The sequence below is a fragment of the Adhaeribacter terrigena genome, assembly GCF_016623615.1.
Taxonomy (GTDB): Bacteria; Bacteroidota; Bacteroidia; order Cytophagales; family Hymenobacteraceae; genus Adhaeribacter_A; species Adhaeribacter_A terrigena.
Genome location: NZ_JAEHFX010000009.1, coordinates 72,867 through 90,980, shown reverse-complemented (window position 1 = coordinate 90,980; position 18,114 = coordinate 72,867). Strand labels below are relative to the sequence as shown.

The 18,114-nt window shown below is 45.7% G+C and carries 17 protein-coding genes; 10 read left to right on the top strand and 7 right to left on the bottom strand.

Annotated elements, in window-relative coordinates; all coding sequences use genetic code 11:
* Window positions 1-296 precede the first annotated feature (296 nt).
* Window positions 297-1,295 (bottom strand): gliding motility lipoprotein GldB, encoded by a 999-nt coding sequence (gldB, locus tag I5M27_RS15760; RefSeq protein WP_200507294.1) that lies wholly within the window; start codon window positions 1,293-1,295, stop codon window positions 297-299.
* 74 nt (window positions 1,296-1,369) lie between these two features.
* On the opposite strand from gldB, the gene I5M27_RS15755 reads away from it, so the two are divergent.
* On the top strand, window positions 1,370-2,068 hold the full coding sequence (locus I5M27_RS15755; RefSeq protein WP_200507293.1) for a porin family protein: 699 nt from the start codon (window positions 1,370-1,372) through the stop codon (window positions 2,066-2,068).
* Window positions 2,069-2,264: 196 nt separating this feature from the next.
* On the opposite strand, the gene I5M27_RS15750 is transcribed toward I5M27_RS15755, so the two are convergent.
* The 3 genes from I5M27_RS15750 to I5M27_RS15740 all read right to left on the bottom strand — a co-directional run bounded on the left by I5M27_RS15750 (window position 2,265) and on the right by I5M27_RS15740 (window position 5,352).
* The gene (locus tag I5M27_RS15750; RefSeq protein WP_200507292.1) at window positions 2,265-3,875 is read right to left on the bottom strand and encodes an Rne/Rng family ribonuclease; all 1,611 of its coding nucleotides are present in this window, start codon (window positions 3,873-3,875) and stop codon (window positions 2,265-2,267) included.
* 220 nt (window positions 3,876-4,095) lie between these two features.
* Window positions 4,096-4,977, bottom strand: coding sequence for a tetratricopeptide repeat protein (locus I5M27_RS15745; RefSeq protein WP_234462555.1), 882 nt, complete (start codon window positions 4,975-4,977; stop codon window positions 4,096-4,098).
* 69 nt (window positions 4,978-5,046) lie between these two features.
* Window positions 5,047-5,352 carry an HU family DNA-binding protein gene (locus tag I5M27_RS15740; protein ID WP_200507291.1) on the bottom strand — a complete coding sequence of 102 codons (306 nt, stop codon included), beginning with the start codon at window positions 5,350-5,352 and terminating at the stop codon, window positions 5,047-5,049.
* A gap of 196 nt (window positions 5,353-5,548) precedes the next feature.
* On the opposite strand from I5M27_RS15740, the gene mutY reads away from it, so the two are divergent.
* The 7 genes from mutY to recG all read left to right on the top strand — a co-directional run bounded on the left by mutY (window position 5,549) and on the right by recG (window position 13,131).
* The gene (gene mutY / locus I5M27_RS15735; protein ID WP_200507290.1) at window positions 5,549-6,631 is read left to right on the top strand and encodes an A/G-specific adenine glycosylase; all 1,083 of its coding nucleotides are present in this window, start codon (window positions 5,549-5,551) and stop codon (window positions 6,629-6,631) included.
* 147 nt (window positions 6,632-6,778) lie between these two features.
* Window positions 6,779-7,237: a single-stranded DNA-binding protein gene (locus I5M27_RS15730; RefSeq protein WP_200507289.1), complete on the top strand. Its 459-nt coding sequence runs from the start codon at window positions 6,779-6,781 to the stop codon at window positions 7,235-7,237.
* Between the two features lie 26 nt (window positions 7,238-7,263).
* Window positions 7,264-8,598, top strand: coding sequence for a gliding motility-associated protein GldE (gene gldE, locus I5M27_RS15725; protein WP_200507288.1), 1,335 nt, complete (start codon window positions 7,264-7,266; stop codon window positions 8,596-8,598).
* The gene (gene gldD / locus I5M27_RS15720; RefSeq protein ID WP_200507287.1) at window positions 8,570-9,214 is read left to right on the top strand and encodes a gliding motility lipoprotein GldD; all 645 of its coding nucleotides are present in this window, start codon (window positions 8,570-8,572) and stop codon (window positions 9,212-9,214) included. The genes gldE and gldD overlap by 29 nt, the downstream gene beginning before the upstream one ends.
* A 58-nt stretch (window positions 9,215-9,272) precedes the next feature.
* Entirely contained in the window at window positions 9,273-10,121 is an 849-nt protein-coding gene (locus tag I5M27_RS15715) for a hypothetical protein (RefSeq protein WP_200507286.1), read from the top strand.
* Window positions 10,122-10,288: 167 nt separating this feature from the next.
* Complete coding sequence (locus tag I5M27_RS15710; RefSeq protein ID WP_200507285.1) at window positions 10,289-10,921, top strand: HD domain-containing protein; 633 nt, start codon at window positions 10,289-10,291, stop codon at window positions 10,919-10,921.
* 113 nt (window positions 10,922-11,034) lie between these two features.
* On the top strand, window positions 11,035-13,131 hold the full coding sequence (gene recG, locus I5M27_RS15705) for an ATP-dependent DNA helicase RecG (protein ID WP_200507284.1): 2,097 nt from the start codon (window positions 11,035-11,037) through the stop codon (window positions 13,129-13,131).
* Between the two features lie 37 nt (window positions 13,132-13,168).
* Here recG and I5M27_RS15700 read toward each other — a convergent pair whose 3' ends face one another.
* Both I5M27_RS15700 and I5M27_RS15695 read right to left on the bottom strand, forming a co-directional pair.
* Window positions 13,169-13,825 carry a carboxypeptidase-like regulatory domain-containing protein gene (locus tag I5M27_RS15700; protein WP_200507283.1) on the bottom strand — a complete coding sequence of 219 codons (657 nt, stop codon included), beginning with the start codon at window positions 13,823-13,825 and terminating at the stop codon, window positions 13,169-13,171.
* 305 nt (window positions 13,826-14,130) lie between these two features.
* Window positions 14,131-14,352, bottom strand: coding sequence for a hypothetical protein (locus I5M27_RS15695; protein ID WP_200507282.1), 222 nt, complete (start codon window positions 14,350-14,352; stop codon window positions 14,131-14,133).
* Window positions 14,353-14,695: 343 nt separating this feature from the next.
* Here I5M27_RS15695 and I5M27_RS15690 point away from each other — a divergent pair, with 343 nt between their 5' ends.
* A complete protein-coding gene (locus I5M27_RS15690; protein ID WP_200507281.1) occupies window positions 14,696-16,156 on the top strand; it encodes a hypothetical protein in 1,461 nt (486 codons plus the stop codon).
* A 55-nt stretch (window positions 16,157-16,211) separates the two neighbouring features.
* On the top strand, window positions 16,212-16,946 hold the full coding sequence (locus I5M27_RS15685; RefSeq protein WP_200507280.1) for a DUF6252 family protein: 735 nt from the start codon (window positions 16,212-16,214) through the stop codon (window positions 16,944-16,946).
* A 121-nt stretch (window positions 16,947-17,067) separates the two neighbouring features.
* Here I5M27_RS15685 and I5M27_RS15680 read toward each other — a convergent pair whose 3' ends face one another.
* A complete protein-coding gene (locus I5M27_RS15680) occupies window positions 17,068-18,078 on the bottom strand; it encodes a T9SS type A sorting domain-containing protein (RefSeq protein ID WP_200507279.1) in 1,011 nt (336 codons plus the stop codon).
* Window positions 18,079-18,114 lie beyond the last annotated feature (36 nt).

Here is an 18,114-nt window from a genome sequence, read left to right as displayed (position 1 = left end):
TTGATCAATGAGATAAAGATGAAAACGGTATCCTTTAGAGGTAAAAAAGTATAGTTGTTGATGAAAACACCAACAACTGCGGGAAAAACGGTATCATTTTGAGTTTCAAAAGTCAATAGCAAACTTCACTACTAACCGTATGAAATCCCTCCTATCGTCGGGATGACGAAAAAACAGCATCCTTCGTAGTTTAAAAACTACTGCCCGCCAACGAGATTCTTCGCTTATGCTCAGAATGACGAAACAAAAAAAGTACCCTTCGTTGCTGAAAAACTACGAAGAATCAACCAACGCTTTTACCTTTTCTTCGGTTTATACTTCGACTGCGTCAGGATCTTTTGCGCGTTGGTTTCTTCCATGAGTTGCTGGAGCGTTACCTCCGGATGCTCTTCCATGTACTTGCGCACGATCTGCCAGCCTACCCAAGCCCCGATCCGGCCCGGGCATTGCTTCCCTATTTCCGGCACATTCGGGCGTTCGCCTACGTATTTCTTTATCTTGAACTGGTCTGTTTCAAACAATAAACCTTTTTCTACAAAGTGGCCCCAGATGCGTTCCTGGTTGTAATACACATCGGCAATTTGCTGGTTGGTGTAGCCAATAATGAGCGAATCGGGCGTGCAGGGCAGCATTTTTTGGGTAAAATACAACGACTTGCCGTTGGCGATCATTTCCCCGAGCATGGTACTGTTATCCGGATCGGTCTTGTTGTATTTATCAGAAAGCAGCAGAAGGGTAGTAGGCACTACATAAGGCTTATCGTAACGGTAAAGAATGTATTTCGGGAACGGGGGACGGTATTTTGCTTTCGGACCGATGAAAAAATCGAGGCCCCAAACTACCAGACTATCGTCTAAATAAAGGTCCTGGCCCATGCCGGTTACAAACGTAGCCAGTTGGGGAATTTTGGTTTCCGGGTAATAATGTTTCAGGTGCTTAAAAGCCGTTTCCAGATCTGTTTCCAACCCATCCATATCTTTAAAACGCTCGTCGGCTTCGGCGGCCAGTTGTTTCAGGTTGGGCTCGGTAGCCATGCCATACAAGTTGTTTACCAGTTCCTCTTCAGTCTGGTAACGTTTGCGTTGCAGAAAACGGTCGGCAAAGAGCGGGTGTTTATTCAGAAATGCCGAAACCTCTTCTTTTGATTTTACACTGAACAATTCCTTTTCCAGGCGTTGCGCCTTAAAATCAACCTCTATATCAGCAATTTCGGAAGGTATTTCGCATTTGTTTTTCTGACATCCAAAAAACGCCAATAGCGTACAGCACAACAATAATCTAACAGGAATTCGCATTATTTTCTATCTTTAGCGCAAATTAGAAACGAATTTACGAAGACTAACTTATTAATCCTTATTAAATATCTACTATGAAAAAGCTCACGCTGTTGGCTTCCTTTGTTTTTGCTGCTTTCTTTTCCCAGGCCCAGGACATGGAATCGGATACCGGTCTGGAAATTGGCCTGAAAGTATCGCCGGCCATTGCTACGAACCGTTTCCAGGCGCCTTCCCGGTTTAAATTTGAAAACGAAAATGCAAAACTCCGTGGCAGCTTTGGTCTGGTGCTCGATTATTTTTTCGGAAAGAACTATGCTTTTAATACGGGTCTGGAATACAGCGTAAAAGGCGGAAAAATAACGTACGTATCCAGCCAGGCTACCGACTCAACTGCCGAGGCAAAAACAACCGATGAGCTGAATATTCAATACCTCGCCATTCCACTCGGCATCAAGCTTTACACAAATGAAGTAGCCACTGATACACGTATTTACTTTAATTTAGGCACGTCCCTAAACTTCCGCATTTCTTCAAAGATTAACGGCGATAACTTTTATGGCAATAATAACGATGAAATTAAAGCCAACAAACGCTATAATTTCTTCGAAGCCGATGCCATTATTGGTGCAGGTGCCGAGTGGCAGTTAGGTACCAACACCAAAGTCTTCGGCGGACTTTCTTATCACCGCGGTTTAATTGACATAGACCGTTATTACGAAAAAGCCCTCAATGATAAAAAGATCGCGATCCGCAACAACACCTTTGCTTTAGACCTCGGCCTGAAGTTTTAATTGCTTAAACGGTAGCCTTTTTACCGGAAAAACTAAAAGCCACGGTTCAGCAATGAGCCGTGGCTTTTAGTTTTTCAGACTTTTTCGCCCCGAAACCCTAGCGTTTTCAAACCTTTCAGGTGCAAAAAAACCTCACAGGTTTTAAAAATCTGTGAGGTTTACGCAAGCGTTTTTAGTGCTGATAAGCTACCGGTTTCTAATCTACGTCAGCGTGAACATGCTTATCCTGCATCGAATTTACTTCGGTAGCGCTGGAGTGCAGTTCAATTTCTTCGCCGCGTTCGTCTACCACTTTAAAGTCGGTTAAACCCAGCGATGTGTCTTTCATCACTTTTACCCATTTCAGGTAACGGGTGTACCACTTCATCTGGCGCGAAATAAAGCCTTTTGTGTAATACGCGTGTAAAAACGGATGCACAAAAAGCGTAATGCCGCGCTGGTTCTGGTTCGTGAGCAAGTCATCGATCGTGTTGTCGATCTCGTCGGTAACCAGGATACTGGCCGAAATTTTACCGGTTCCGTGGCAGGTCGGGCAAACTTCGCCGGTGGCAATATTCTGTTCCGGGCGCACGCGTTGCCGCGTGATCTGCATTAAACCGAATTTTGAAATGGGAAGAATGGTGTACTTCGAACGGTCGTACTTCATTTCTTCTTTCATCACCTCAAAAACCCGGTTGCGGTGCTCAGCCGATTTCATATCAATAAAATCGCAGACAATAATGCCGCCGATATCGCGCAAACGCAGCTGCCGGGCAATTTCTTTCGCCGCCATCGTGTTTACGTTCAGCGCCGTTCCTTCCTGGTCGCTTTCCGAATTCGATTTATTGCCACTGTTCACGTCTATTACGTGCAGGGCTTCGGTATGCTCTATCACTAAATAGCCGCCGCCCGGAATGGTTACCGTTTTGCCGAACAGGGCCTTCAATTGTTTCTCGATCCCGAAATGCTCAAACGTTTTTACCTTCCCGGTATAGTGCTTCAGGATCTTTAATTTGTCGGGCGCAATTTTCTCAAGGTACGCCTTAATTTCGTCGTGCATCTCTGCATTATCGACGATGATGCTGTCAAAACTTTCGTTTAGAATGTCTCTCAATATGGAGGACGAACGACCAAGCTCGCCGATAATTTTATCGCGGTCTTTGGCTGTCCGGAGAACTTTAAAACCTTCTTCCCAGTTCGCAACCATGCTGCGAAGGTCTTTGTCGAGCTCGGCCACATCACGGCCTTCAGCTACTGTGCGGATGATCACGCCAAAGTTTTCAGGCTTTATAGACGTAATTAACCTTTTCAGGCGCTGGCGCTCTTCTTTGCTGACGATCTTTTTAGAAACGCTTACCGTGTTTGAAAACGGCACGAGCACTAAATAACGACCGGCAAGGGAAATCTCACAGGATAAACGCGGGCCTTTGGTGGAAATAGGTTCTTTTACGATCTGAACCAAAACCTGCTGGCCTTTTTTCAGAACGTCGGCCATTTTGCCGAGTTTATCTATTTCCGGCTCGAATTTGAACCCGTTTAGTTTTGCAGTTGCACTTTTCTGGCTTTGCGTCTGCTTTACGTATTTATTGAGCGAACGAATTTGTACGCCCAGGTCGTGGTAGTGCAGAAAGGCATCTTTCTGGTACCCGATATCGATAAAAGCAGCGTTCAGCCCCGGCATTACTTTTTTTACAGAACCCAGGAAAATATCTCCTACGGTGTAGTTGGTATCATTCTTTTCGTAATGATATTCAACCAGGCGTTTATCCTGCAATAAGGCAATGCGTTCTCCATCCTGAGTAGAATTGATGATTAATTCGTTACTCAATGTGTTTAGGATTTAGGAATGAACAAATGTACCAAAGCCCACCCTGCTCAAGCAAGGTGGGCTTTATAAAAGAAGCGGTTAATTACTTCTTCTTATGACGGTTTTTTCTAAGGCGTTTCTTTCTCTTGTGAGTTGAAATCTTATGTCTTTTTCTCTTTTTTCCGCAAGGCATAGTATTAGGTTATTTAAATGATTAAAATAAGTTTACTCAAAATTTTTACTACTGAAGCTTTTTCAGGTATTCATCTACCGAAGCGTGCAGCTCCGGGTCGTTTTTCAGGGTTTTCACCTTTTTGAATACTTCAATGGCTTCCGCATTTTTGCCGGTTTCGGCTAAAGAAACGCCCAGGTAAAAATTACCGTTCACGCTTTTCGGGTTAACTTCCACCAGCTTTCGAAAACGTTCGGCCGCTTTGTCGTACTGGCGGCTCTGCAACGATAAGTAACCCATATTATAGATCGCTTTCTCGTTGTTCGGGTCTTTTTCCAGCACTTCCCGCAGCAAAGCAACGCCCTGCATCGGGTTCGGACCGGCAATGTAGGTCATAGCCAGATTGGTTTTGGCATCCAGGTTATCGGGGTTGGTTTTAAGCACTTTATCGTACATGGCCTGTACTTTTTCACTTAAAAACTTCGTCCGTTCCTCGGTTGCCGCAAAGCTGAACGCTTCAAAATATTGATTTCCGGCTTTCTCGAAGTTCTTTTCGGTAGGTTTGGCATTGGCTACGGTTTCGTAGTAATAACCGGCACTATCGAACTTACTGATCTGCTGGTATTTCTGACCAAGCTCGGCAGCGAGTTCTGTTTTTCTGGCAGCACTCGGAGCGTTCTCAAATTGTTTGCGCAGGTCTGCAATTACTTTCAGCTGGCCCGGCGAAACAGCCGTGTGCGCTACCGGTTCATCGGAAGGGTGTTCGCCCGGCGCATGATCGTGGCCGGAATGATCTTCTTCTTCAGTAGCAGCAGCTTTATCACGGTTGGCAGTTGCGCCCGTAAGGTCGGCTTTCTGATCTTCTTTATTTATAACCACCTTCGGCAGAAAGAACATCCCAATAACCAGCACTAATGCAACAACTATTACAACAATCTGGGATCTTGACATTTCGGTTACTTTCCTCCGGCGTTTAATTGGTTAAAAATCAATTGAAAGCGCAAAAATACGCAAAATTCCTTAGGCTGCTACCGCTTCCTTGATCTTTTTGCTGTTTTTTATCTTCTGTACGAAGGTTTTAGACGGCTTAAAGCTTGGAATAAAATGCTCGTCGATGATAATAGAGGTGTTTTTAGAGATGTTACGCGCTACTTTACGAGCTCTTTTTTTATTGACAAAGCTGCCGAAGCCTCTTACGTAAATATTGTTCCCGTCTGCCATAGAATCTTTCACCACTTTGAAAAACGCTTCTACGGTCGCCTGCACATCAGATTTCTCAATTCCGGTCTTGTCAGCAATTTCTGATATTACTTCTGCTTTTGTCACTTTATTTATTCGTTTAAGTTAGTTTTCTCTTTTTTGAGCTGCCCGAACCTGCCTTTTAACATCCAATCCGTGCAAATCGGGGCACAAAGGTAAGTCTTATTTTTAATATAAAAACTATTGCCCCTAAAATTTCATATTACCTTTTTACTTCATTATAAAGCGCTTATCTGTATTTTTGCGTTCAAATTACTTGTAAATGCTGCCTCCCGAACCCGCTTTTTTTGCCGAAACACTTTTAAACTGGTACAAAAAGCATTTCCGTCCGCTGCCCTGGCGCGAAACGACCAACCCTTATGCGATCTGGCTTTCTGAAATTATTCTGCAACAAACCCGGGTAAACCAGGGCCTGCCCTACTACCATACTTTTTTAACCGCCTACCCTACCGTTCACGATCTAGCTAACGCACCCGAAGACGAAGTATTGCGCCACTGGCAGGGTTTAGGGTACTATTCCCGTGCCCGTAACCTGCACCAGACGGCCAAATTTGTAAGCGAAGAACTGGGCGGTTTTTTCCCCGAAAACTATACCGATTTGCTGAAATTGAAAGGCGTGGGAACGTACACGGCGGCGGCCATTGCCAGCTTTGCTTTTAAAGAACAGGTGGCGGTTTTAGACGGCAACGTTTTTCGGGTACTTTCCCGGGTTTTCGGTATTTCCGACGATATTCTGAGCCCGCTGGGCAAGCGAACGTTTCAGGATCTGGCCAACAAACTGGTGCCTGCAAATGAACCAGATACCTACAACCAGGCTATCATGGAGTTCGGAGCCATTCAATGCACGCCGGTTATGCCTGACTGCCTTTTCTGCCCGCTCCAGGACCATTGCTATGCTTTTAAACACGGTTTGGTAACCGTATTGCCGCACAAAAGCAAAGCCAAGGCCCCGCGCGTACGTCATTTTCATTATTTCGTATTCCAGTTCGGCGAAGATTTTTACCTGAAAAAGCGTTTGCCCGGCGATATCTGGCAGGGCCTTTACGATTTTCATTTGCTGGAATCGGACACGAAGGCGCTGAGTTTAGATGAAATGATCGCGGAGCTGGGAATTCTACAACAGGACGTGCCCATGCCGAACATTAAAATGCCTTCGCCGGCCTACAAACATGTATTGAGCCATCAGAAGGTTTTTGCTGCTTTTTACCACATCTTGCTGGAATCTCCTTTAAGCCAAAATGTAACAAATAGCACAGGCTTGTCGTTTTATTCGAAATCTGAAATAGAAGCACTGCCCAAGCCGGTGCTGATAAACAATTACCTGAAAGACGCGATCTTTAAGTAAATTTGAAGGTTCAAAAACCTGATGATCTGGAATTGATCCGGCTAAAAAACGGTAGGCTTTTAAGTTGAAAAACTAAGTTTTTCATTCAGATTTTAATTCTTATATTTCAATTTCTAATTCGTAATTTTTAATTTCTAATTAAAAAACATGGCAGGAATTAACAAAGTAATATTAGTGGGCAACCTGGGCAAAGACCCGGAAGTACGCCATTTAGAAAATAATGTAGCCGTAGCCACTTTTTCACTGGCAACTTCTGAAAGCTATAAAGACAAAAACGGCCAGCGCGTAGATAAAACCGAGTGGCACAACATTGTAATGTGGCGCGGCTTGGCCGATGTGGCAGAGAAATACCTGAAAAAAGGCCAGATGGTGTACATTGAAGGCAAGATCCGCAACCGCAGCTACCAGGATAAAGAAGGCCAGACCCGCTACACCACCGAAATTGTAGCCGATGAAATGACCATGTTAGGCGCACGTCCGGATGGCAGCCAGGGAGGCAACACCTCTAACGCCGGCACGCAAAGCACTGCTGCGCAAAACGCCGCCGCACCGGTAGGGCACACGCCGCCGGCTTACGAGGAAGAACCAGACGACCTTCCTTTTTAATCTAAGTTATACGTAACCATTACATTTTGGAACCAGACCCCTATAGTTGGAACAACCTCAGTGCTTTGTTTTTGCAGGCCGATACCATTCAGGTTTTTTCCTATCTTTTAATACCGTTTTTATTATTCTTTTCGGCCCTGCTTTCCGGGGCCGAAAAGGCTTATTTTTCGCTGCCCGACGAAATGCTGGAACATTACCGGCACAGCAGCAACAAAACCGATACCCGCGTCTGGAAACTACTGGAAAACCCGCGGCGCACCTTATCTACCATTTTCTTTGCCAAGAGTTTTGCTTATGCACTTATGCTGTGCCTGGTTTTCTGGTTCAGCTGGCAAGCTTTTAACACAACCCCCGAAAACGACAGCTTTACTGTTTTTGTAGCTTTTCTGCTTTTCCTGGCCCTTGTTTTCCTGGCCGAAATTCTGCCGAAAGTTTACTACACGCACCACCCGGAAGGACTGGCCCGCAGCCTGGCCCCTTTCCTGAATTTTTTTCAGAAAATACTGAGCCCCTTTACCGGTTTGTTTTTAGCTACTGAAACCGCCGTAAGCCGCAAATTTAACCTGAAAATGAACCAGAGCCCGATCGAAGATCTGCAGGAAGCCCTTGATGCGACGATCAGCGAAGAAACTACTAGCGAAGAAAAAGAAATTCTGCGCGGCATTGTGGCGTTCGGTTCCTTTTCGGCCAAGCAGATCATGCGTTCCCGCACCAATATTGTTGCCTTCGACTATCAGCTTACCTTGCCCGAACTTATTCCCCTGATCGAGGAAAATAATTATTCGCGGGTGCCCGTTTTCCTGGAAGATATTGATACCATTGAAGGCATTCTGTACATGAAAGATCTGTTGCCGCACCTCGATGCCGGAGCGGATTTTAAGTGGCAAAGCTTGCTGCGGTCGCCGTTCTTTGTGCCGGAAAGCAAGAAAGTGGGCGATCTGCTGAAAGATTTCCAGGAGATGCACGTGCACATGGCCATTGTGGTGGATGAGTATGGCGGCACGTCGGGCCTGGTAACGCTGGAAGATATTATTGAGGAGATTGTGGGCGACATTAAAGACGAGTTCGACGACGAAGACGAGCTGGTTTATTCGCAACCCGACGAAAATACCTATATCTTTGATGCCAAAACCTCGCTGCATAACTTCTGCAAAATTACCGGAACCCAATACGAAAAACTGGAAGAAGTGAAAGGCGAAAACGAAACGCTGGCCGGCCTGATGCTCGAATTATTTTCCCGCATTCCGCGCACCGGCGCCGAAACTACCCTGGCTCCGTACCGTTTCAAAATTGAAGCCGCCGACAGCAAAAAAGTGATAACCGTAAAAGTGCATGTCAATCCTGAAAACAACATTTTATAACTCCCCGCTAAACCGACTTTTCTGCCTGTTTCTGGTACCGTTTTTAGTTGGCTGCGAGCCGGAATATACACCCAAACCCAAAGGCTATAACCGCATCGATCTGATGCCGGCTAAATACCGGCCTTTAACCGAAAAGCATCCTTACAAATTCGAGTATTCGGCTTACGCTAAAATTTTGCGCGATTCGAGCCGCCTGAGCGAACCGCACTGGATAAACGTGTATTACCCGGCCCACAAAGCCAACGTGCAGTTAACCTACAAAGCCCTGAATAACGACCCGAAAACGTTTAACAGCCTGGTGGAAGATGCCCGTAAACTAACCTCGAAGCACCAGATAAAAGCATATTCTATAGACGAAGCTCAGATCAAAACGCCCAACGGCAATACGGCTTTCGTTTTCGAACTGAGCGGCGAAGTACCCAGCCAGTTCCAGTTCTACGTTTCCGATTCTACGCAGCATTTTCTGCGCGGCGCGCTTTATTTCCGCACTGCCACGGCCAACGATTCTTTAGCCCCGGTTATTGAATACATTAAAAAAGATGTGGTGCATTTGCTCAATACACTCGAATGGACGGATATGAAAACGGGCGAAACGCTGGGGAAAACGAAGAAGTAAATGTAGAGCCGCAGCATGCTGCGTCTTTTTTTTCAACCTTCTTTGAGATAAATTAGCATTGAAAAATTTCCTAATTCTTATATTCCTGTTTTTTTGGCTTACCCCTTATGGCTTTGCCGACCAAGGTATTTACCGAAGTAGCTTCAAAAGTAATAATGGGAAATATGAATTTCGCATTATTGACCAAAAGTCAGAAAAAAGGAAAGATGAATCCGGATGGGAATATGAGATCGTTTTAGAAACTACCTGGGGACTTTTCAATTCACAAACTAATAAACAACTATATAATTTTAAAGGAGACTTTACTTCCAAAACAGCCTTAATTTCCAATAATGGTAAGTACATAATTGTTGTTGATGATTATAGCGAAGCTTCTCCTACTGACAGTTTAGTTGTTTTAGAGTTTTTTACGGAAGGTAAACCTACTATTTCCTATTCTTTGGGGCAACTCCTATGCTCAGCTAAGAATATATCAACTTCTGCCAGTCATTTCAAATGGTTTTCAGATTCGGATTTTTTAGCACACAAAGACCAGTGGAGCTTTCATTCTTTCGAATTCAGAAAACTTAACTTTGATATTAAAACAGGAAAATTGATTCGATCAGAATTAGATCCAGTCATTAATAAAAGTTCCATTTTGGTTTATGGAGAAGTTCGGAAAACCGCAGATAACCAATATGAATTAGATGTTTGCCATCGGGTCTATGGTGTAATTCCTGAGGATGGAAAGATCAAATTTTTTAGCAAGATAAATCTTCATAATGCTTATCAAACAATTTTAATAAATGATTCAGAATTGGTTTATTCAAAACTAAAAACAATATACAAGTGGATGCTAAACAGTTGCGCTTATCAATACGGCTCAACAGAAAACAAAAATAACAATCCAATAGACACCTGTTTTTAAACTCATAATTGATTGGCGGCTGTTATCTCGTCGTAATTAATGTTTTCCCCAACAACTTTTTGCTGAGCCGATTAAAACCTAAAAAACCTTCCCGGCCGCTAGCCACGAAAACCATTTAACCCCTTACCGTAAAGAACGAACAGCAGACCTAGCAAAATTCCTGAACCATGAAAAACCCTGAACTGAACCCGAAACAAGAATGGAAGGAACTGGCTGGCCGCTTTACCAAAAACCTGAACCTGGTTCGCAGGCTCTGGCATGACCTGGAAGTCTATTACTCCAGCCCTGACCGCCATTACCACAATCTGGACCATATTCAGGAACTGCTGCAGCTGGCCGCCGAAAACCGGGATAAATTCAGCCTCTATGACGAGATCCGGTTTGCGATCTTTTACCACGATGCCATTTACGACCCGAACAGCACCAACAACGAAGAAAAAAGTGCACACCTGGCGGTGCTGTCTCTGGAAGATCTTGACCTGAACCGGCAGCAACTCCATTTTATTACCGAAGCCATTCTGGCCACCAAGAAACACGAACAGCATTCCGATTCTGATATAAACCTGCTCATGGATCTGGACCTCCATATCCTGGCTTCGGACTGGGAAAAATACGACCAATACCGCCAGCAGATCCGAAAAGAATACAGTCTTTTTCCGGATCTTCTTTATAAACCCGGCCGGAAAAAGATCCTGCAGCAGCTTTTAGACCAACCCCGTATTTACAAAACCGACAGCTTTTACCAACTATATGAAGAAGCGGCCCGGAAAAACCTGCAACGGGAGTTAAGTGATCTGTAAGCGCGCCAGGTGTTTCAGCTTGAAAACCTGTCCGGAATTCCGTAATTTTACCTTAGAATCCGGAAAGCCGAAAAGCACTTTTTCGGCCCAAATCCATAGCGTTTTCAGCAACCTTGTCGTCTAATTTCTTCCATACCAAGATCGAATTTCTGAAAGGCGTAGGTCCACAACGCGCGGCTTTGCTGCAAACCGAACTTGGCATTTTCACCTACGGCGACCTCATTCAGCATTATCCTTTCCGGTATTTAGACCGCACCCAGGTTTACAAGATCGGTGATCTGCACGAAGATTTGCCGATGGTGCAGATCAAAGGCATTTTAAAACGCAAGCAACTCTTAGGCGAAGGCCGCAAACAAAGACTTTCCGCGGTGTTGGTGGATGATACCGGCGAAATAGAACTGGTGTGGTTCAAAGGCGTAAAATGGCTCGATAAAACGCTCAAGAATTTCACGGAATATTTGGCTTTCGGCAAACCGACCTTGTTCAACAGCAGCCTGAATATGGCGCATCCAGAAATGGAAGACACGGCCGAACTCAAAACGGAAACCGGCTTTCTGCAGCCCGTTTACCACACTTCCGAAAAAATGAAAGTACATCGGCTCGATAGTAAAGCTTTCAGCCGGATCACGCAGGTTTTGGTGAACATGGCCAAGCCGCACATCCAGGAAACGCTGCCAAAACACCTCATCGATCAGTACAAACTGGTGTCGAAGCAGGAAGCGCTGGTGAACATCCATTTCCCGGAAAGTGCCGAAAAATTACAGGCAGCGCGTTTCCGGTTGAAGTTTGAAGAGCTGTTTTACGTGCAGCTGAAATTGCTGCGCCAGAAAGTAGTGCGCAAAGCCGATCTTTTCGGACAGGTTTTCAAAAACACCGCCACCATTACCGAATTCTACCAGAACCACATGGTCTTCGACCTGACCGGCGCGCAGAAACGGGTGATCAAGGAAATTTACAAAGACGTTACCTCGGGCAAGCAAATGAACCGGCTGTTGCAGGGCGACGTAGGTTCGGGAAAAACCATTGTGGCGTTCATTTCTATGCTGATGGCGGTAGACAATGGCGCGCAGGCGTGTTTAATGGCTCCGACTGAAATTCTGGCCGAACAGCATTATACCGGTCTGAAGGAATTTGCCGATAAGCTCGGAATCAACCTGGGGAAACTGACCGGCTCCACTAAAAAATCGGAACGCAAAGTAATTCACGAGCAGCTGCAGAACGGCGAAATGAAAATGATCGTGGGTACGCATGCTTTGCTCGAAGACGTGGTGCAGTTCCAGAATCTAGGGCTTTGCATTGTGGACGAACAGCACCGTTTTGGCGTGGCGCAACGTTCTAAACTGTGGCAGAAAAATCCACGGGTAATTCCACACGTTTTGGTAATGACCGCTACGCCAATTCCGCGCACGTTGGCGATGACGCTTTACGGCGACCTGGATGTTTCGGTGATCGATGAAATGCCGGCTGGCCGGAAAGAAATTGTAACGGTGCACCGCTTCGATAGCAAACGGCTGCGGGTTTTCGGATTTATGCGCGAACAAATTAAGCTGGGCCGCCAGGTTTACATTGTGTATCCGCTCATCGAAGAATCGGAAACGATGGATTACAAAGACCTGACCGACGGTTACGAAAGCATCAAACGGGCCTTCCCGGAATTCGAGATCAGCATCGTGCACGGCAGAATGAAACCTGCCGATAAAGATTTCGAAATGCAGCGCTTTGTACGGAATGAAACGCAGATCATGGTGGCAACTACCGTAATTGAAGTGGGCGTGAACGTGCCGAATGCCAGCGTGATGGTAATTGAAAGTGCCGAACGGTTTGGTTTGAGCCAGTTGCACCAGTTACGCGGCCGCGTGGGCCGGGGCGCCGAACAAAGCTACTGCATTCTGATGACGGATTACAAACTCGGCAAAGACACCAAGATCCGCATAGAAACCATGGTGCGTACCAACAACGGTTTCGAGATTGCGGATATCGATCTGAAGCTGCGCGGCCCGGGAGACTTGATGGGAACGCAGCAAAGCGGGGTTTTAGACTTACTGATTTCCGACCTTTCGAAAGACGCTAAAATTCTGCAGGAAGCGCGTTATGCCGCCATGCAGTTGCTGGAAGAAGACCCAAAAATGGAAAAACCGGAAAACGAAAATATCCGGCAGCACATCCGTTCGCTAAGCAAGCATACGGTAAACTGGAGCCGGATTAGTTAGAAAAACGGTAGGGTTTGGGCTGTAAAAATAACAAGTCTTAGTAATGAATTACTAAGTTCGTTGTATCTAAAGCCGGGAAATAGGCTAAGGGATTTAACCGAATCATATTTTCAACTTGACTATTTCCAACGGTATCTATATCCACTAAAAAAGTAGTTTCTCTATTTCCCATTACCATTCTTACAAATATTGTATCTCGATGCAATCTGTAGAAAATAGAGCCTTGTTCTCCATTAATCATATCTGAAAAACCCTGCATATAAAAAACTTGAACTACATCCTTTGGCGGTGTATTCACCAATTTCACCCGTACCCAAGCCGGGGCCTGCATTTTAATTTTCAGCTTTTTATTGTTACGGCCTTCTTCTAAATATGCTGCATCATCGAAGGCTGTATAGTAACCGGGGTCTTTAAAAGCCCGCAAAACATAGTTTCGGTCGCCTTTGCCTTCAAACCTAAAAGCAAAATTCCCTTTATTATCAGCCTGCTTTTCAAACTCAAAAGTATTGTAAGCACCGCCAGTAAAGCCATTGCTGATTTTTCCAGAATGAACTACAACCGTAGCATTTGGAATTGCGTCTCCGGTATGCCGGTCAACAACTTTTCCTTCCACCACCGTTTCCCCATCTAAGCGTTCGCAGGAACAGAAAAGCAAAATCAAAAATCCGCAAAGAAAAGCCAGGTAGTTCCACATAAGAGCTTTAAGAATAAACAGTTGAAATTAGTTTCAGGCTATTTACTGCGAATAACAGACTTTAACAAGGCAGGTTTTCAGTTCTTCAGACTTCAATTGCAACAAAAACCAACCTATTAACAACTGAAGATCAAACAATTAAACCTCCGAGTTTCAGACTTTTCAGCGGCTAAACCATAGCGTTTTTTACCTGAAAGCCCGGAACGCAAAAAATCCGGCCACGCTTTAGCATTCTGGTAAAGAATACAAAAAAGCAACACCGGATAAGGTAGGGGAAAACGGTAGGTTTTCGGAAGGAAAAAGTATTAATTGAGTTGCAGTGAGCCTTTCTCGAATTTAACCGAAACCGGCGAATGCTGTCTTTCAGCTATTGGTGAACGCTCGACATTGGAGGTAAAAAAAGCGTCCGATTCTTGCGTATCCGCCGTGGTGGCAACCGGCGCCTGAAGGGTTATGGCTTCATCTTTAGCAAGCTTACTCATTACGATCAAACACACTAACACTAAAACTTTCAGTACAAATTTCATAGCAATTAATTCTTTTCTGGAAAAGGCAACAGAGAACTATACTGATAAACCGTCTCAAAGTTACGTCGGCAAGCAAATATATGACCCTTTTTTATATTAAGTTTATATAATTTATTTATTAACAACACATTACGCGGGCTTCGCCGTTCATTTTTAACCATTCACTAAAAACAAACATGCGTTGGGCCTATTTAATTTTGCACCGGAAAGAGCGTAAAACACTTAAAAACGGCATGATTTTGAATATACAACAAACCGCGGCCGGACCGGTTTTTTCAGTTTTGAAACTTTTATATTTGCCTGCCGGTAAGGTTACCACCGTTATCATTTAAAAATTTCCTCCGTGAACAAGCACATACTTTTTCTGCTTTTTTCCCTACCGTTTCTGGTTATTTCGGCCGCTGATTTACAGGCCCAATCCAAAATTAAATCGGTGCCTTTTGCCTACCGCCCCGATGCTTCCGACGACCGCTACAACCAGCGCCTGAAACACAAAACCCTGCCCGTGAGCGAAACCGATTTTGTGATATTGAGCAAGAAAACCGATACCGAATTTGCCGTGGAACGCTACAACGAACGCCTCGAAAAAACCTGGAGCGCGGTGCTGCCTTTAACCAGCGGCGAAACCGTGGAAGCTTTTTCTAAAAGTGAAGCCGGCGTGAGTGTGCTTACCCACCGCACGAACGAGGAAGTGGGCTCCCAGACCTTAACCGGGCATTTGTTCGATCTGAAGAACGGAAGCAAACTGGAAACCAAAAAACTGTTTGAAGCGCCCGCCAAAAGCCGGAAAATTGCCGTGAGCATTTCCGAAGACGGCAGCAAAATTGCGGCTTTCCAGTATTTAATGCAGGAAGCAAAGATCAAAGCCATCCAGGCCGGTATTTTCGACAGCCGGTTTCAGAAACTCAAAGATCAGAATTACAACCTCCGCGACATTGCCACCAACATTTCGGCCAGCCTGAAAATAGACAACCGCGGCGACCAGTTTTTGTGTCTGCTTTCCGATAACGCCACCAAACTTACCGTGCGCAAATACACCAATGCTTCGGACGAAGTAAAAGTGATGTCGGTACAATTAGGCGGCATGTTTTCGGGCCGGCAGGTTTACGTTTTCCAGACCCAGTACCAGTTGCAGCAGAACGGTTTGCTTTACGCCGCCGCCCTTACTTTAGACCGCAACACTTCCGATTATCATAGCCTGAAACTGGTGAAATTCGATTTTGCCGCCAGTGAAATGGCCTTTGCACCGGAATTCAAATTCACCCAGGAATACATCGACAGCCTGAACAAATATTACCCTTCCGATAAACCGGTAAAACGCCTGGAAGACATTGAGCTTTCGCAAATGGTAATTACGCCCGAAAAAGATGTGGTGCTGATCGCCGAAAAACGCTATACCGAAGGCTCCGAAAACTCGAATTACGTGGCCAAAGAATTGCACCTTTTTACTTACGACGAATACCTGAACCTGGCTTGGCGCTCCATTCTCATGAAAAACCAGGTTTCGCCGCCCGACGAAGGCTTCAGTGGCATTTCTTACCTGGCCAATTACGTAAACGGTGCGCTGCATATCCTTACGCTGGAAACCATAAACGGCAAAACCGACCTCTATAATCGTCGCATAAACGCGCACAACGGCGCCGGCGAAAACCCGAAAGCCATTGGCCTGAACGTAGCCAACGACAAAAATGTGGCTTACATCAAAGATTTCACCGCCTGGCTCAACGACCGGACGTTGGTAGTGGTGAGCCGGCCAAGCAAAAAATCAGCATCTTTGCAGCTTAACAGAATAATTTTTAAGTAAGCGCTTGCTTTTCAGCCGGAATCGTTTTGTATCTTTGCGGTATAATTCAACTTCCATGAAAAACATTTATTTGCTCGTATTTGCGGTATTCGGCTTATTGTTGGTTAGCTGCAAAGATAAAGACAAAGATCCCAAGCCACTCGTAGGCAGTGTGCGCTGCGTTGTAAGCCCGGCCGGTGCGGTAAAATCCATGAGCGTTACGGCGGGCGGCACCATCTACACAGCCCTGCCCGAAGCTGACAATTCTTTCGTGATCGGAAACCTGCCTCCGGGCCAGTACACGGTTTCGTTTCAGACCAACCCAAACTATAGAGAGCCTGCTAAGCGCCTGGCCGAAATAACGGCCAACAACCAAACCGACCTTGGTACTATTGCCATTGAAAAAGTAGTGGATACCGGTTCGTTTTCGGCTACGCTTAACGGCAGCAGCTGGAATTCTCCGCTGCCGCTGGGCACCCTGAACAGCAACAGCCTGATCGTAACGGGCACGCAGGTAAACCTGAATGGCAACACCGAGATCATTACGCTTATGCTGCCTGATTTTGCCGGTACCGGCGTATATTCCGGCCCTGCCGATGCCAGCGCAACCTTCACCTCGGTTTCGTTATCGGGCAACATGCAGAACTGGAACTCCAGCATGGGGCAGTGCCTTGTAAATATTTCCCGCTTCGATAGCAATAACAAGCAGGTTTCGGGCACGTTCAGCTTTATAGCTACGCCTGCCGATCCGAATGCTTCCGGCACCAAAACGGTAACCAACGGCACTTTCTCGAACGTGAGTTTTCAATAGCAAAACCCTAGCGTTTTCGCATAAAAAAAGTCCCGGCTTCTATAAAAGAGGTCGGGACTTTTTTATGCTTCTGCGCTTCTGGTTTTCAGGCTGAAAACCAGAAGCGTTTTTTAGAATTGTCTTATTGCACTACGAGCCTTTTTACCGCTACTTTTCCTTCCATTTCGAGCTGCACCAGGTAAATTCCTTTGGCATATCCTGCAACATCTAAAGTATGGTTTTGTAAACCGGCTTCCGCTTTATCGAGCGCTAAAACTGCAACTTCCTGACCTAATAAGTTGGTGATTGTCAGTTTTGCGGCCCCCACTTTTTTAAGTTCGAACTGAATATGGGCTACGTTGGAGGTCGGATTCGGGAATAGTTGCAGGTTTATTTGGGCCGCCAGATCTTCTTTAGCACCCAGTTTTTTCAGATCGAGGTAAACGCCGGAAAAGATGGTGCCCATTAAAGAAACGCGGCGGGTCATGCGCAGCAGCGGAAAATGGATGCCGGGCTGAAACCAGTCGTAGGTAACGGTGTTTTCGGAAAACATGGTACCGGCATTGGAAATTTCTTCGGTTTTCAGTTTCAGCACGTTCTGGGTGGTTCCCGACGGCAAGACCAGGGTGCCATACCCTTCGGCGGTTACGGTTACGTTGCCGATACGCGGAATGGTATTACCGGCCAAAACCACGGTTCCGGCATACGTATCGGTGAAGGTATCGTTAAACGCCAGCGGGAATTTTAGTTTTTCGGCCGGATCGGTATTTTCCAGAGTATAACTCTGCACGGATTCAAATAAGGCATGCTCCTTCAACACGGTGCCATTATTTTCGAGATAGGCGTATTCGTTGCCGATCTTTACTACCATGTTGGCTGCCGGGTAGTCGGTAGGTTTGGGCGCAGCGGCCCGACCCAGCACTTCGGCCTGCTGCACTCCTGCCGAGGTAAGCGTACTGAAATTCCAGGTCTGGTTGGCTCCGGCCAAGGCACCGGTCGTCATTTCCGGAGCGCCTATTATCGTCTGGTGGGCATGGAACCGGTCGCCGATCTGGAGGTTGTTGCTGGCAGCCGTAAGCGAAGGTTGGGCTGCTAACTGGTTACCGGCAGCGCTAAAAAACGCTATACAAACCGGGAGTAAAAGTCTTTTCATAATTGGAGCTCTGAGTTTTTTTGGAATGTTTGGAAT